The sequence below is a fragment of the Streptomyces sp. NPDC015661 genome, from assembly GCF_043077765.1.
Lineage (GTDB): Bacteria > Actinomycetota > Actinomycetes > Streptomycetales > Streptomycetaceae > Streptomyces.
The window spans coordinates 337970-352351 of record NZ_JBIBST010000006.1; the positions used below are offsets into that span (position 1 = coordinate 337970).

The following is a 14382-nucleotide window of genomic DNA, read 5'->3' on the forward strand; positions in this document are numbered from 1 at the left end:
CGGCGGCGGGCAACGGGATTTACCGGGCCGGGGGTCAGGCGCGCGGACGCACCTCGACGTTCTCGAGGATGCCGACCGCGTCGGGCACGAGGATCGCGGCCGCGTAGTAGGCGGAGACCAGGTAGGAGATGATCGCCTTCTCGTCGATGCCCATGAAGCGGCAGTTGAGACCGGGCTCGACCTCGTCGGGCAGGCCGGTCTGGTGGAGACCGATGACGCCCTCGTTGTCCTCGCCGGCGCGCACGGCGATGATCGAGGAGCTCTGCCGGTCGGTGACCGGGATCTTCCCGCAGGGCAGGAGGGGCACCCCGCGCCAGGCCGGCATGTGGCGTCCCTCGACGTCGACGGTGCCGAGCACGAGACCGCGCTTGTTGCACTCCTTGCCGAAGGCGGCGACGGCCCGGGGGTGGGCGAAGAGGTAGTCGGTGTCGCGGCGCATGCTGAGCAGGTCGTCGAGGTCGTCCGGGGTCGGCGGGCCCGAGTGGGTCTGGATGCGCTGGTCGAAGTCGGTGTTGTGGAGCAGCCCGAACTCGGGGTTGTTGACGAGCTCGTGCTCCTGGCGCTCGCGGAGCTCCTGGATCGTCAGACGGAGCTGCTGCTCGGTCTGGTTCATCGGCTGGTTGTAGAGGTCGGCGACGCGGGTGTGCACCTTCAGGACGGTCTGGGCGACGCTGAGTTCGTACTCGCGCGGCTTGAGTTCGTAGTCGGCGTACGCGCCGGGCAGGGCGGCCTCCCCGACGTGGCCGGCGCTGAGCTCGATGGCGGCCTCGCCGGACGGGTTGACGGGGCGGGGCCGGCCGTTGGACCCGGCGTTCACCACGTGGTCGCGGAGGTTCCCGTACTGCTCGGCGACGGCCAGGTAGGAGGTGCGCGGCAGCGCGAGGAGGGTGACGGCGGTGACGGCCTTGGCGGTGAAGTCCCATGTGCCGTCCCCGGCGAGCACCTGGCCGCCGAAGGTGTCGCCGTCGCCGAGCCGTCCGAGGAGGGTCTCGTCGCCGTACTGTCCGGTGCCGAGCTTCTCGATCTTGCCGTGGGCGATGAGGTAGACGTGGTCGGCCGGCCGGCCGGCGTGCACGACGACCTGGCCGGGCTCGAACTCCCGCTGGACGAAGCGGTCGGCGAGGGCGCCGAGCGCGGTGGGATCGTCGAAGCCGCGCAGCAGCGGGAGTTCGGCCAGTTCGGCGGGGATGACCTCGACCCTGGAGCCGCTCTTGACGAAGGTGACGCGGCCGTCGCCGACCACGTACGAGAGGCGTCGGTTGACCCGGTAGACGCCACCGGGGGTGTGGATCCAGGGGAGCTTGCGGAGCAGCCAGCGGGAGCTGATGCCCTGCATCTGGGGTTCGGACTTGGTGGTGGTGGCGAGGTTGCGGGCGGCGGCGGTGCTGAGGCTGAGCTGGACCTGGCGGATCTCGACGGCGGGCGGGGTGGGGCCTGCCGCCGGGGCGGTGTCGACCGACATGGTGGACTCGCTTTCTGGGCGCTCGTGGACTTGCGCGGGGGTCGTACGTCACTTTCCGCGTCCAGATGTAACGCACGGTGGTGTACGTCATCCGGGTGCGGCGCGGGCGGGCGGGAGCGCCGCACGGCGGCAGCCGCCCCGCGAGCGCCCGCACGCTCCGCCGTCCGGGCAGCCGCGCGGGCGGGAAAGTTCGTCCACCCCCTTGCCAAGCCCCGGGTGCCTCCGGTTTTACTGACCCGGAACGGATCAACCGAATGATCGGTAGTCCGTTTTACGACAGCGGAGGAGTGGGCGCATGACGGAACTGCTGGACAGCGGCGAACGGCTCGGACGCGAGGAGCTGGCGGCGCTCCAGCTGGAGCGGCTGCGCGCGACCCTGCGTCACGCGTACGAGAACGTGGACTTCTACCGGCGCTCCTTCGACGCGGCCGGACTGACCCCGGACGACTGCCGCACGCTCGCCGACCTGGCCCGTTTCCCCTTCACCGCCAAGTCGGACCTGCGCGACCACTACCCCTTCGGCATGTTCGCCGTCGACCAGTCCCGGATCCGGCGCATCCACGCCTCCAGCGGCACCACCGGCCGGCCGACCGTCGTCGGCTACACCGAGGCCGACCTGGACATGTGGGCCGACGTGGTGGCCCGCTCCCTGCGCGCCGCCGGAGCGCGCCCCGGGCACAAGGTCCATGTGGCGTACGGATACGGCCTGTTCACCGGCGGGCTGGGCGCCCACTACGGCGCGGAGCGCCTCGGATGCACGGTGATCCCGGCCTCCGGCGGCATGACGGCCCGCCAGGTGCAGCTCATCCAGGACTTCCGGCCCGAGATCATCATGGTGACCCCCTCGTACATGCTGACGCTGCTCGACGAGTTCGAGCGGCAGGGCGTGGACCCCCGGTCGACCTCGCTGAAGGTCGGGGTCTTCGGCGCGGAGCCGTGGACGGAGGAGATGCGCAAGGAGATCGAGGAGCGGTTCGCGATCGACGCGGTCGACATCTACGGCCTGTCGGAGGTCATCGGCCCCGGTGTGGCGCAGGAGTGCGTGGAGACCAAGGACGGCCTGCACATCTGGGAGGACCACTTCTACCCGGAGATCGTGGACCCGTTCACCGGCGAGGTGCTGCCCGACGGGGAGGAGGGCGAGCTGGTCTTCACCTCGCTCACCAAGGAGGCCATGCCGGTGATCCGCTACCGGACCCGGGACCTCACCCGGCTGCTGCCGGGGACGGCCCGGGTGTTCCGCCGGATGGAGAAGGTCACCGGGCGCAGCGACGACATGATCATCCTGCGCGGGGTGAACCTCTTCCCCACCCAGATCGAGGAGATCGTGCTGCGCACCCCGGGCGTGGCCCCGCACTTCCAGCTGCGGCTGACCCGGGAGGGCCGGCTCGACGCCCTGACGGTGTGGGCCGAGGCCCGTCCGGACGCGACGCCGGAGGAGCGCGCGGAGGCGGCCCGGGCGGTCGCGGCCGCGGTGAAGGACGGGATCGGGGTGTCCGTGGGCGTGGAGGTGGTGGATCCGGAGACGCTGGAGCGCTCGGTGGGCAAGATCAAGCGGATCGTGGACCTCCGGGGCGCGTAGCCTGGGAGGAGGAGGTGGTTGCGATGCTGTCGGACTCCCCCATAGCCGCGATCATTCCGGTCAGTGACATGAACCGGGCCAAGCAGTTCTACTCGGAGACCCTCGGTCTACCCCTCACGAAGGAGTCGCCCGAGGACACCAGGTTCGAGTGCGGCGGCACGGTGATCGGCCTCTACGAGACGCCCTACGGCGGCAAGGCCGAGCACACCCTGGCGAGCTGGAAGGTCGACGACCTGGACACGGAGATGTCGACCCTGCGGTCGAAAGGCGTCACCTTCGAGGACTACGACCTGCCGGGCATCAAGACGGTCGAGGGTGTGGTCGAGTCGGACACGATGCGGGGCGCCTGGTTCAAGGACAGCGAGGGCAATGTCCTCTGTGTGATGGAGGAGAAGGATCAGGGCTGACCTGCGAAACGGTCCCTCAGGTCGCGCTTGAGGATCTTTCCGCTGGCGTTGCGGGGAAGCGCGTCCACGAGGAGGACGCGCTTCGGCGCCTTGAAGTGGGCGAGCTTCTCGCGCGCGTGGTCGAGGAGTTCGGCCTCGGTGACCTCGCCACGAGGGACGACGACGGCCGTGACCGCCTCGATCCAGCGCTCGTCGGGGAGGCCGATGACGGCCACCTCGGCGACGCCGGGGTGGGTGTAGAGCGCGTCCTCGACCTGGCGTGAGGCGACGAGCACACCACCGGAGTTGATGACGTCCTTCACCCGGTCGACGATCGTGAGATAACCCTCGGCGTCGCGGACGGCGAGGTCCCCGGAGTGGAACCAGCCGCCCCGGAAGGCTTCCTTGGTCTCGTCGGGCTTGCGCCAGTAGCCCTCGCAGAGCTGCGGGGAGCGGTAGACGATCTCCCCCGGGGTGCCGTCGGGGACGTCCTCGCCGTCCTCGCCGACGACGCGGGCCTCGACGTGACGGACGGGGCGGCCGCAGGAGTCCATCCGGCCCTCGTGCTCGTCGGGGCCGAGGACGGTCGCGAGCGGGCCGATCTCCGACTGGCCGAAGCAGTTGTAGAAGGCGAGTGCGGGCAGCCGGGCGCGCAGCCGCTCCAGGACGGGTACGGGCATGATCGAGGCCCCGTAGTAGGCCTTGCGCAGGGCGGAGAGGTCGCGGTCGGCGAACTCGGGGTGGTTGGCGAGGGCGATCCAGACGGTCGGCGGGGCGAAGAGGCTGTCGGCGCGGCCGGCCTCGATCAGGTCGAACAGGACGGCCGGGTCGGGGCCGTCGACGATCGTGTTCTCGGCGCCCACGGCGAGGTAGGGCAGCAGGAAGACGTGCATCTGCGCCGAGTGGTAGAGCGGCAGCGCGTGCACCGGACGGTCGTCCTCGCTGAGGTCGAGGGCCTCGATCGCGCTGGCGTACTCGTGGGCGAGGGCGAGGTGGGTCATCACGGCACCCTTGGGGAGTGCGGTGGTGCCCGAGGTGTAGAGCAGCTGGGCGACGTCGCGGGCGTCGCGGTCGGTGAGGTACTGCTCCGGTTCGGCGAGGCTGTCGAGCAGTGAACCGGGCGCGTCCCGCAGCGCCTTGACCGTGAAGCCCTCGGGGATCCGGTCGGCGAGGGCGGGATCGGCGAGGACGAGGGAGCTGTCCGACTGCTCCAGGACGTACGCGAGGTCCTCGCCGGTCAGATGGTGGTTCACCGGTACGTGGATCAGGCCGGCCCGCGCGCAGGCGAGGAACGCGACGAGGTAGGCGTCCGAGTTGTGGCCGTACGTGGCGACCCGGGCGTACTCCGGCAGGGCGAGACCGTGCCGACGCTCCCGAAGGACGGCCGCGGCGGTGGAGACGGCCGCGTCCAGCTCCGCGTACGTCCAGGTCCGGTCGGCGTACCGGAGGGCGATCCGGTCGGGCACGCGCCGGGCGCTCGCGCGCAGGACACCGTCGACGGTGCGGCTGAGGAGTCGATCCATGCGGTGATCCTCGGCGGCCACCCGGCGGGAGGTCAAGTACCGTGCCGCGCGCCGCGCATGTCCGGACCTCGGATACCGAACGGGATGTTGACACGGGGCCGCGCACCTGCGTGCATGGTCCAACCCGCAGTGCTCATCGGCCCGTTGGGAGGCATCTTGCACCTCCGTACCCGACTGAAACACCTGGCGCTCACCGGCGCGGCCCTCGCCGTCGTCACGGCCACGCTGCCCGGCGCGGCGGCCGCCGACTCCGGGGACCGGGGCCGTCGTCCGTCCGACGGGGGTCTGTCGGCCGTCATCCGCTACACCGAGTACGGCATCCCGCACATCGTGGCGAAGGACTACGCGAACCTGGGGTTCGGCACGGGCTGGGCCCAGGCCGCCGACCAGGTCTGTGTGCTCGCCGACGGCTTCCTGACCGTGAACGGTGAACGCTCCCGGTACTTCGGCCCGGGCGCCGCCCCGGACGGCTCGCTCTCCTCCGCCACGACGAACCTCTCCAGCGATCTGTACTTCCGCGGCGTGAAGGACGCGGGCACGGTCGAGGAGCTGCTCGGGACCCCGGCGCCGGCCGGGCCCAGCCGGGAACTCAAGGAGATGATGCGGGGCTGGGCGGCCGGCTACAACGCCTGGCTGCGGAAGAACCGGATCACCGACCCGGCCTGCGCCGACGCCGCCTGGGTCCGGCCGGTGACCGCGCTCGACGTGGCCCGGCGCGGCTTCGCCGTCTCCGTGCTCGGCGGGCAGGGCAGGGCCGTGGACGGCATCACGGCGGCCGCGCCGCCGGCCGCCGCTCCCCCGTCGGCCGCCCGCTCGGGCACCCCCGACCCGGAGGTCCCCGACCCGGCCCGTACGGCCGAGGCGGCGCGCGCGCTGTTCGCTCCCGAGAACGCCACCATGGGCTCCAACGCCGTCGCGTTCTCCGGGGCCACGACGGCGAACGGACGCGGGCTGCTCCTGGGGAACCCGCACTACCCGTGGCAGGGCGGCCGCCGGTTCTGGCAGTCGCAGCAGACGATCCCCGGCGAGCTGAACGTCTCCGGCGCCTCGCTCCTCGGCACGACCGTCGTCAACATCGGCTTCAACGACAAGGTCGCCTGGAGCCACACCGTCGCGACCGGGGTGCCGCTCAACCTGCACCAATTGACGCTCGCCCCCGGCGACCCGACCTCCTACCTCGTGGACGGCCGGCCGGAGCGGATGACCGCGCGCGAGGTGACCGTCGCGGTCAAGGACGGCGCCCCCGTCACCCGCACCCAGTGGTGGACCCGGTACGGCCCCGTCGTCGGCGGCCTCGGCGCGCAGCTGCCGCTGCCGTGGACCGCGACCACGGCGTACGCGCTGAACGACCCCAACGCCGCCAACCTGCGCGGGTCCGACACCGCGCTCGGCTTCGGGAAGGCCCGGTCCGCGCAGGACGTCGCCGACACCCTGACCCGCACCCAGGGGCTGCCCTGGGTCAACACGATCGCGGCGGACTCCGCGGGACACTCGCTCTTCGCCCAGTCCCAGGTGCTCCCCCGGATCACCGACGAGCTCGCCGCGCGCTGCTCCACCCCGCTCGGCCGGGCCACCTACCCGGCCTCGGGGGTCGCCGCTCGACGGCTCGCGGTCGGACTGCGCGCTCGGCTCCGACCCGGACGCGGTGCAGCCCGGTGTCTTCGGGCCCGCGCGGATGCCGGTCCTGCGGGACACCCCGTACGTGGAGAACTCCAACGACAGCGCCTGGCTGGCCAATGCCGACCGGCCGCTGACCGGTTACGAGCGGATCTTCGGCACGGTCGCCACCCCGCGTTCGCTGCGCACCCGGGGCGGGATCGAGGACGTGTCGGCGCTGGCGGACCGGGGCGGGCTCACGGTGGCCGACCTCCAGCGCCAGCAGTTCGCGAACCGGGCGCCCGCCGGTGACCTGGCGGCGGCCGACGCGGCGAAGGCCTGCGCGTCGGTGCTGCCGGAGGACCCGGAGGTCTGCCGGGTGATCGGGGACTGGGACCGGACGGTGAACACCGACAGCCGTGGCGCGCTGCTCTTCGACCGGTTCTGGCGGAAGTTCACCGGCACGGTCAAGCCGGCCGACCAGTGGAAGGTGCCGTTCTCGGCGGCCGACCCGGTCCGCACCCCGCACACCCTCAACACGGAGGGGCCCGGCTTCGCGCAGGCCCTCAGGGACGCGGCGGCGGAACTGCGGGCCGCGGGCATCGCGCTGGACGCGCCCCTCGGGGCCCACCAGTTCGTCGTACGGAACGGGGAGCGGATCCCGGTGAGCGGCGGGACCGAGTCCCTGGGCATCTGGAACAAGACCGAGCCCGTGTGGAACGCGGCGGGCGGCGGCTATGTGGAGGTCGTCCACGGAACGAGCCATGTGCAGGCGGTCGGCTGGGACGGGAGCCGGTGCCCGGTGGCCCGCACCCTGCTCTCGTACTCCCAGTCGTCGAACCCGGCTTCGCCGCACTTCAGCGACCAGACCCGGCTGTTCGCGGGCGAGCGCTGGGTGACCTCCCGGTTCTGCGAGAAGGACATCCTGCGCTCGCCCGGCCTGAAGGTGGTCGTGGTCAGGGACTGAACGACAGGAACACGAAGGCGGCGAAGATCGAGAGGTGGACGCTGCCCTGGAGGAGGGTGGCCCGTCCCGGCACCACCGTCAGGGCGCCCACCACGGCCGTGAGCACGAGCAGCACCATGTGGAGGGGCCCCAGGCCGAGGATCAGGGGCCCGTCCAGCCAGATCGAGGCGAGCGCGATCGCGGGGATCGTCAGGCCGATGCTGGCGATGGCCGAGCCGTAGGCCAGGTTCATGCTGGTCTGCATGCGGTCCCGGCTCGCCGCGCGCACGGCGGCGAGCGTCTCGGGAAGCAGCACCATCAGGGCGATGACGACACCGACGACCGCCTTGGGCAGACCCGCGGAGGCGACGGCGTCCTCGATGGTGGGCGAGACGAGCTTGGCGTTGCCGACGACGGCGACGAGCGCGACCACGAGCAGGCCGAGGCTGAACCAGGCGTCGCGAGCGGTGGGCGGCGCGGCGTGCTCGTCCTGCGACTCCGGGATCCCCCGGTCCGGCCGCGGCACGGGCAGGAAGTAGTCGCGGTGCCGGACCGTCTGCACGGCGACGAACACCCCGTAGAGGATGAGCGAGGAGACCGCGGCGAAGGCGAGCTGCGCGGCGGAGAACTCGGGGCCGGGGTGGCTCGTCGTGAAGGTCGGCAGGACGAGCGTCATGGTCGCGAGGGTGCAGACGACGGCGAGCTCGCCTCCGGAACCCTCCGCGTTGAAGACGGCGACCCGGTTGCGCAGGGCGCCGACGAGCAGGGAGAGGCCGACGATGCCGTTGCAGGTGATCATGACGGCGGCGAAGACGGTGTCGCGGGCGTAGCTCGTCGCCTTGTCCCCGCCTCCGATCATCAGCATGACGATCAGTCCGACCTCGATGACGGTCACGGCCACGGCGAGGACGAGGGAGCCGAAGGGTTCGCCGATGCGGTGGGCGATGACCTCGGCGTGATGGACGGCCGAGAGCACCCCGGCGAACAGGCAGACGACGACGATCGCCACCGCGAAGCCCGGGAGCTCACGCCCCCAGGCGAGGGCGAGCACAAGGGCCGCCACCACCGGCCCCCAGGTGGTCCACTGCCGTGCCCTTGCCGTCACCGTCGAACTCATGATCCGCATATTGCCACAAGAGGGCCTTTACGCCCGATTCGCTCAGCCCTCAGGACCGGCAAGGCCGTTCTCGTACGCGGCGAGGGTCTCGACGAACATCCGGCGTTCAGCCGGGCCGAGGGGTGCGAGGGCCGCGCGCCAGGCGCCGGCGCTGCGGCCCAGCCAGCCGTCGATGGCGGGGCGGTGCTCCTCGGCGATGGAGACGATCTTCCGCCGCCGGTCGGCGGGGTCCTCGGTCCGCTCCAGGACGCCCTTCTTGGCGAGGTCGCCGACCATCAGGCTCACGGTGGTCGGGGCGACCTCCAGACGGGCGGCGAGCTCGTTGACGCCGAGCGGCCCGTCGAAGAGGAGGTAGGCGAGGAGGGAGAGGTGACGGGGCGCCAGGGTGAGGGACTGCAGCTCGTCGGGGATCCTGATGCGCTTGACCCGTCCGACCATCCGGGGCATGAGCAGCAGCAGCGTACGGACGGCGTCGTCGACGTCCGGCCCGTCGGCACTCCGGTCGCCGTGGTCCGCGATTGACACCCTGCACCCTCCGATTTAGCTTTGCTTTCAAAGCAAATAGATCTGCCGTGATCGATGCTACCGAAGGGCACCGTCATGTCCGCACTCAATCAGCGGGTCATCGAGGAGTTCCGCGCCAACGGCGGCCGCGTGGGCGGGATGTTCGAAGGCGCCGCCTTACTCCTCCTCACCACGACCGGCGCCCGCAGCGGTCGGCCCCGCACCAACCCCGCCGTGTACGTACGCGACGGGGCCCGGCTCCTGGTCTTCGCGTCGAACGCCGGCGGACCGACGCACCCGGCCTGGTTCCACAACCTCCGCGCCGACGCGCACGTCACCGTCGAACTCGGCACACCCGACGGGACCGTCGAGCGCTTCGCGGCGAGGGCGGTGGTGACGGAGGGTGCGGAACGGGACCGGCTGTACGCGGAGCAGGCCGCGCGCGATCCCGCGTTCGCCACCTACCAGGCCGGCACGGACCGGGTCATCCCCGTCGTCGCCCTGCACCGCGTCGACCTCACCGACCCCGCGCGGCACCGGGCGATCGCCGCCCACCTCGTGAAGGTCCACGACGAACTCCGCGCCGAACTCGCCGCGCTCCGCGAGGGCCTGGGATCCCCGGCGCCCACGCTCGGGCGACAGCTCGCCCGGCACTGCCTCGGCTTCTGCGGCGCACTCCACGCCCACCACCACAACGAGGACGGCGTCTTCGACCTCCTGGAACGCCAGTTCCCGGACCTCGCCGACTCCCTGGCCCGGATGCGCCGGGAGCACCGGGTGGTCGCCCGCACGGTCGACGAGCTGGAGGCCCTGCTGGCCTCCGGCGCCGACCCGGCGACCCTGCGCACCGAGGTCGACCGCCTGGCGACGAGCCTGGAGGAGCACTTCGCCTACGAGGAGTCCCAGCTGCTTCCGGCCCTGGCGCCGTAGCGCCGGTCAGACGCGCCAGTCCTCGCAGTACTGGAGGTGCAGGGCGCCCGGCACGTTCCGGCGGGTCCGGGGCCGGGTCCAGGGGCCGGAGCCGAACTCCACGCAGAAGTGTCCGGCGCCCGGATGGCGGTACCGGTGGGACGGGGCCTCGTCGAGGAGCCCGCGCAGCGCGGTCCCGTGCTCGCGGAACGCGGTGGCGCTGCCCACGACGAAGAGCGTGTGCGCCGCGATGTCGAAACCGAGGTGGTCCCGGTACGTGGCGTGGTACCGGCGCTCGTGGTCGATGGCGCTCTCGTCCGGGAAGTCACGCTCCGGGGTGGTGGCGGTGTGCGGCCGGCCGGCTCCCAGCCGGGCCCGGACCCGCTTCCACGCGGCGGTGGGGAACTGCAGACTGTGGTGGACCAGGACCAGGTCGAGCGCCACCGGCTCGCCCTCCCCCACGACCCCGTCGGGGGCCGGGTTGGCCCGGAGGGGGAGGTGGACCAGGGAGCGCGCGGAGCGCGCGGCCAGCGCCCACAGCGCGGTGAGCCGCTCGGCGCCGTCCCGGTCCGCGTACATCGACAGCCAGTGGCCGTCGTCGCGCAGGGCGAGCCGCGCAGGGGCGGGATCCGGTCTGACGACCCTGACCTCGTCGCCGCCCAGCCGCACCTTGTGCACCCGCACCCGCTGTTCCACACGCCCCCCGCATCGTCGATCCGCCGCACCCTAACCCGGCGCGTGTGCGGCATAGGCTGAGCCTCACACGCGACGGACAGGAGGACGAGGTGGCGGAGACGGCGTTGGCCGAGGTGATGGCCGAGCTGGCGGAGCTCGACGACCCGAAGGCACGCGAGGTCAACGAGCGTCACGGCGACGACCACGGCGTGAACCTCGGCAAGCTGCGCGCGCTCGCGAAGCGGCTGAAGACACAGCAGGAGCTCGCGGTCCGGCTCTGGGAGACGGACGACACCGCCGCCCGGCTCCTCTCCCTCCTGGTCTGCCGCCCGAAGGCGTTCGCGCGGGACGATCTCGACCGCATGGTGCGCGAGGCCCGCTCCCCCAAGGTGCACGACTGGCTCGTGAACTACGTGGTGAAGAAGAGCCCGCACGCCGAGGAACTGCGCCTCGCCTGGCTCGCCGATCCCGATCCGGTGGTCGCGAGCGCCGGCTGGGCACTGACCACCGCGCGCGTGGCGAAGCAGCCCGAGGGCCTCGACCTCTCCGGGCTGCTCGACGTCGTCGAGGCGGAGATGAAGGACGCGCCCGACCGCCTGCAGTGGGCGATGAACCACTGCCTGGCCCAGATCGGGATCGAGCACCCCGAGTACCGCGCCCGCGCCGTGGACATCGGTGAGCGGCTCCAGGTGCTCAAGGACTACCCCACCTCCCCGGGCTGCACCTCTCCGTACGCCCCCGTCTGGATCGGCGAGATGGTGCGCCGCAACGAGAAGGGGAAGTAGGGGGAACTAGAGCGGGCGCTCCCTCCCCTCCCAGTACGGGTCGCGCAGGCGGCGCTTGTACAGCTTGCCGTTCGGGTCGCGGGGCATGGCCGCGACGAAGTCGACCGACTTCGGGCGCTTGAAGCCGGCGAGGCGGTCGCCGCAGTGGGCCAGGATCTCGGCGGCGAGCGCGGGCCCCGGCTCGTACCCCTCGGCCGCCTCGACGACCGCCTTCACCTCCTCGCCCCAGTCGGCGTGCGGGATCCCGAAGGCGGCGGCGTCCGCGACGGCGGGGTGGGCGAGCAGCGCCGCCTCGATCTCGGCGGGGTAGATGTTGACCCCGCCGGAGATGATCATGTCGATCTTGCGGTCGCGGAGGAAGAGGTAGCCGTCCTCGTCGAGGACGCCGAGGTCGCCGACGGTGAAGAAGTCGCCGATGCGGTTCTTCGCGGTCTTCGCCTCGTCCTTGTGGTACTGGAAGCCGCCGGTGTTCATCTTGAGGTAGACGGTGCCGAGTTCGCCGGGCGGCAGCCGCTTCCCGTCGTCGTCGAAGACGGCGAGTTCGCTGATGGGCCAGGCCCGGCCGACCGTCCCCGGCCGCTTGAGCCACTCCTCGGCGGTGGCGAAGGCGCCGCCGCCCTCGCTGGCCGCGTAGTACTCCTCGACGCACCGCCCCCACCAGTCGATCATCGCCCGCTTGACGTGCTCGGGGCAGGGCGCGGCGCCGTGGATGGCGTGGCGCATGGAGGAGACGTCGTACCGCTCCCGCACCTCGGCGGGGAGGGCGAGCAGGCGGTGGAACTGGGTGGGGACCATGTGCGTGTGGGTGCAGGCGTACCGGTCGACGAGCCGGAGCATCTCCTCCGGCGTCCACCGGTCCATGAGGACCAGCGGATGTCCGATGTGGAGGGCCGCGGCCGCGAACTGGAGCACGGCGGTGTGGTAGAGCGGCGAGCAGACGAGATGGACGTTCCCGTCCGCCGGCCGGATGCCGAAGATGCCGAGGAAACCCCCGAGATGGGTCTCCTCCGGGAGCTTGCCGGGGAGCGGGCGGCGGATGCCCCGGGGCCTGCCGGTGGTGCCGGAGGTGTAGTTCATGACCCAGCCGAGGGTGCGGTCCGCGGGCGCGGATCCGTCCTGTCCGTCGAGGAGTTCGGCGTACGGGCGGAAGCCGGGGATGGTGCCGACGGCGTAGCGGTGGGTGGGGGCGAGTCCGGCCTCGTCGGCGGCGAGGGTCACGGCCTCGGCGAACCGTTCGTGGGCGACGAGGACCTTGGCCCCGGAGTCGGCGACGATCCAGGCGATCTCGGGGCCGACGAAGTGGTGGTTGACGGGGACGAGGTAGAACCCGGCCTGGGTGGCGGCGAGATGGGCGGTGAAGAACTCGGGGCCGTTGGGCAGGACGACGGCGAACGCGTCGCCGCGTTCGAGGCCGGCGGCGCGCAGCCCGTGGACGAGCCGGTTGGCCTCGGCGTGCAGACGGCCCGCGGACCACTCCTCGCCGTCGGGTGCGACGAGGACGGTGCGGCCGGGGTCGGCGGCGGCCTGGGCCCAGAACCCGGTGGGGGCCTGGTTTCCGGTGGGGGTTCGGCTTCCGGTCGGGGCCTGGCTTCCGGTCGGGGCCTGGCTTCCGGTGGCGTCCTGGCTTCCCGTGGCGTCCTGGCTCTCGGTGGGACCGTTGCTCACTGGGCGCTCCGTCCGGCGATGCGGTTGATGCGGTCGACGGCCTTCTCGAAGCCGCGGGTGAGCTCGTCGACGACCTGCTGGACGCTGCGCTCGGAGTTCATCCGGCCGACGATCTGTCCGACGGGGGTGCCGAGGAGCGGCTCGACCTCGTACTTCTGGATGCGGGACACGGCCTCGGCGACCAGGAGCCCCTGGAGCGGCATGGGCAGCGGACCGGGTCCGGCCGGGTCGTCCCAGGCGTCGGTCCACTCGGTACGGAGCTGGCGGGCGGGCTTGCCGGTCAGGGCGCGGGAGCGGACCGTGTCGCCGGAGCCCGCGGCGAGGAGCTTGGCGGTGAGGGCGCGGGAGTGCAGCTCGGCCTCGGTGGTGGTGAGCCAGATCGAGCCGAGCCAGACGCCCTGGGCGCCGAGGGCGAGTCCGGCGGCGATCTGCTCGCCGCTGCCGATGCCGCCGGCGGCGAGCACGGGCAGCGGGGAGACGGCGTCGACGACCTCGGGGGTGAGGACCATGGAGGCGATCTCGCCGGTGTGGCCGCCCGCCTCGTACCCCTGGGCGACGACGATGTCGATGCCGGCGTCGGCGTGGTGCCGGGCGTGGCGGGCGCTGCCCGCGAGAGCGGCGACGAGGACGCCGTGGTCGTGGGCGCGGGCGACGACGTCGGGCGGTGGTGAGCCGAGGGCGTTGGCGAGGAGTTTGATCGGGTAGTCGAAGGCCACGTCGAGCTGGCTCCGTGCGACCTGCTCCATCCAGCCGGTGATCCGCCAGCCGGAGGCCTCGCCCTCGGCCAGCTCGGGGACCCCGTGCTTGGCGAGGGTGGCACGGACGAACGCCCGGTGCTCCTCGGGGATCATCGCCTCGATCTCGGCCTCGCCGACCCCTTCGACCGCCTTCTTGGCGGGCATCACGACGTCGAGGCCGTAGGGCAGGCCGTCGGTGTGCTCCTGCATCCAGTCGAGGTCGCGGGCGAGGTCGTCGGGCGCGGTGTAGCGGACCGCGCCGAGGACGCCGAAGCCGCCGGCTCTGGTGAGTGCGGCGGCCACCGCGGGGAAGGGCGTGAAGCCGAAGATGGCGTGCTCGATCCCCAGTGTGCGACTCAGCTCCGTCTCCATGGGCGGCAGGATGCCGCAGCGGCGCGGCGGAGGGAAGAGGTTTTCTGACGCAACGTCAGATTCTTTGGGGCCGGTGCGTCAGCGTTTCGCCGCCGCGCCCGGTGGGAGAGGGTGGGCATGACG

Annotated in this window: 11 protein-coding genes and 1 pseudogene; 5 read left to right on the forward strand and 7 right to left on the reverse strand. The window is 72.1% G+C overall.

Going from position 1 to position 14382, the window contains the following annotated elements; genetic code table 11:
* Positions 1–34 precede the first annotated feature (34 nt).
* Complete coding sequence (locus ACF07V_RS18545; RefSeq protein WP_392155332.1) at positions 35–1462, reverse strand: family 2B encapsulin nanocompartment shell protein; 1428 nt, start codon at positions 1460–1462, stop codon at positions 35–37.
* Between the two features lie 295 nt (positions 1463–1757).
* Here ACF07V_RS18545 and paaK point away from each other — a divergent pair, with 295 nt between their 5' ends.
* Together paaK and ACF07V_RS18555 are read left to right on the forward strand one after the other, a co-directional pair.
* Positions 1758–3044, forward strand: a complete 1287-nt coding sequence (paaK, locus tag ACF07V_RS18550) for a phenylacetate--CoA ligase PaaK (RefSeq protein ID WP_392155333.1) — start codon at positions 1758–1760, stop codon at positions 3042–3044.
* A 23-nt stretch (positions 3045–3067) separates the two neighbouring features.
* Positions 3068–3451 (forward strand): VOC family protein, encoded by a 384-nt coding sequence (locus tag ACF07V_RS18555; protein WP_392155335.1) that lies wholly within the window; start codon positions 3068–3070, stop codon positions 3449–3451.
* Here ACF07V_RS18555 and ACF07V_RS18560 read toward each other — a convergent pair.
* The gene (locus ACF07V_RS18560; RefSeq protein ID WP_392155337.1) at positions 3442–4953 is read right to left on the reverse strand and encodes a fatty acyl-CoA synthetase; all 1512 of its coding nucleotides are present in this window, start codon (positions 4951–4953) and stop codon (positions 3442–3444) included. The two genes, ACF07V_RS18555 and ACF07V_RS18560, sit on opposite strands and share 10 nt — an antisense overlap.
* A 114-nt stretch (positions 4954–5067) precedes the next feature.
* On the opposite strand from ACF07V_RS18560, the pseudogene ACF07V_RS18565 reads away from it, so the two are divergent.
* A pseudogene (locus ACF07V_RS18565) lies at positions 5068–7516 on the forward strand (penicillin acylase family protein).
* Here the strand turns inward: ACF07V_RS18565 and ACF07V_RS18570 are convergent.
* Positions 7506–8612, reverse strand: a complete 1107-nt coding sequence (locus tag ACF07V_RS18570; RefSeq protein ID WP_392155338.1) for a calcium:proton antiporter — start codon at positions 8610–8612, stop codon at positions 7506–7508. The pseudogene ACF07V_RS18565 and the gene ACF07V_RS18570 overlap by 11 nt on opposite strands.
* A 42-nt stretch (positions 8613–8654) precedes the next feature.
* Positions 8655–9059 carry a MarR family winged helix-turn-helix transcriptional regulator gene (locus tag ACF07V_RS18575; RefSeq protein ID WP_392155653.1) on the reverse strand — a complete coding sequence of 135 codons (405 nt, stop codon included), beginning with the start codon at positions 9057–9059 and terminating at the stop codon, positions 8655–8657.
* A gap of 153 nt (positions 9060–9212) precedes the next feature.
* Here ACF07V_RS18575 and ACF07V_RS18580 point away from each other — a divergent pair, with 153 nt between their 5' ends.
* Entirely contained in the window at positions 9213–10046 is an 834-nt protein-coding gene (locus ACF07V_RS18580; RefSeq protein ID WP_392155340.1) for a nitroreductase/quinone reductase family protein, read from the forward strand.
* Positions 10047–10052: 6 nt separating this feature from the next.
* Here the strand turns inward: ACF07V_RS18580 and ACF07V_RS18585 are convergent, their stop codons facing one another.
* The gene (locus ACF07V_RS18585) at positions 10053–10709 is read right to left on the reverse strand and encodes a hypothetical protein (protein ID WP_392155341.1); all 657 of its coding nucleotides are present in this window, start codon (positions 10707–10709) and stop codon (positions 10053–10055) included.
* A 128-nt stretch (positions 10710–10837) separates the two neighbouring features.
* Between ACF07V_RS18585 and ACF07V_RS18590 the strand changes: the two genes are divergently transcribed.
* Entirely contained in the window at positions 10838–11485 is a 648-nt protein-coding gene (locus ACF07V_RS18590) for a DNA alkylation repair protein (protein WP_392155655.1), read from the forward strand.
* 6 nt (positions 11486–11491) lie between these two features.
* Here ACF07V_RS18590 and ACF07V_RS18595 read toward each other — a convergent pair whose 3' ends face one another.
* Both ACF07V_RS18595 and ACF07V_RS18600 read right to left on the reverse strand, forming a co-directional pair.
* Positions 11492–13150 (reverse strand): acyl-CoA synthetase, encoded by a 1659-nt coding sequence (locus ACF07V_RS18595; protein WP_392155343.1) that lies wholly within the window; start codon positions 13148–13150, stop codon positions 11492–11494.
* On the reverse strand, positions 13147–14259 hold the full coding sequence (locus ACF07V_RS18600) for an NAD(P)H-dependent flavin oxidoreductase (protein WP_392155344.1): 1113 nt from the start codon (positions 14257–14259) through the stop codon (positions 13147–13149). The genes ACF07V_RS18595 and ACF07V_RS18600 overlap by 4 nt, the downstream gene beginning before the upstream one ends.
* Positions 14260–14382 lie beyond the last annotated feature (123 nt).

What these genes read in the sequence shown, in the direction of transcription:
- ACF07V_RS18570 (WP_392155338.1), bottom strand. Translation starts at nt 8,612, where the DNA reads ATGAGTTCGACGGTGACGGCAAGGGCACGGCAGTGGACCACCTGGGGG.
- paaK (WP_392155333.1), top strand. Translation starts at nt 1,758, where the DNA reads ATGACGGAACTGCTGGACAGCGGCGAACGGCTCGGACGCGAGGAGCTG.
- ACF07V_RS18545 (WP_392155332.1), bottom strand. Translation starts at nt 1,462, where the DNA reads ATGTCGGTCGACACCGCCCCGGCGGCAGGCCCCACCCCGCCCGCCGTC.
- ACF07V_RS18555 (WP_392155335.1), top strand. Translation starts at nt 3,068, where the DNA reads ATGCTGTCGGACTCCCCCATAGCCGCGATCATTCCGGTCAGTGACATG.
- ACF07V_RS18600 (WP_392155344.1), bottom strand. Translation starts at nt 14,259, where the DNA reads ATGGAGACGGAGCTGAGTCGCACACTGGGGATCGAGCACGCCATCTTC.
- ACF07V_RS18560 (WP_392155337.1), bottom strand. Translation starts at nt 4,953, where the DNA reads ATGGATCGACTCCTCAGCCGCACCGTCGACGGTGTCCTGCGCGCGAGC.
- ACF07V_RS18580 (WP_392155340.1), top strand. Translation starts at nt 9,213, where the DNA reads ATGTCCGCACTCAATCAGCGGGTCATCGAGGAGTTCCGCGCCAACGGC.
- ACF07V_RS18575 (WP_392155653.1), bottom strand. Translation starts at nt 9,059, where the DNA reads ATGCCCCGGATGGTCGGACGGGTCAAGCGCATCAGGATCCCCGACGAG.
- ACF07V_RS18590 (WP_392155655.1), top strand. Translation starts at nt 10,838, where the DNA reads ATGGCCGAGCTGGCGGAGCTCGACGACCCGAAGGCACGCGAGGTCAAC.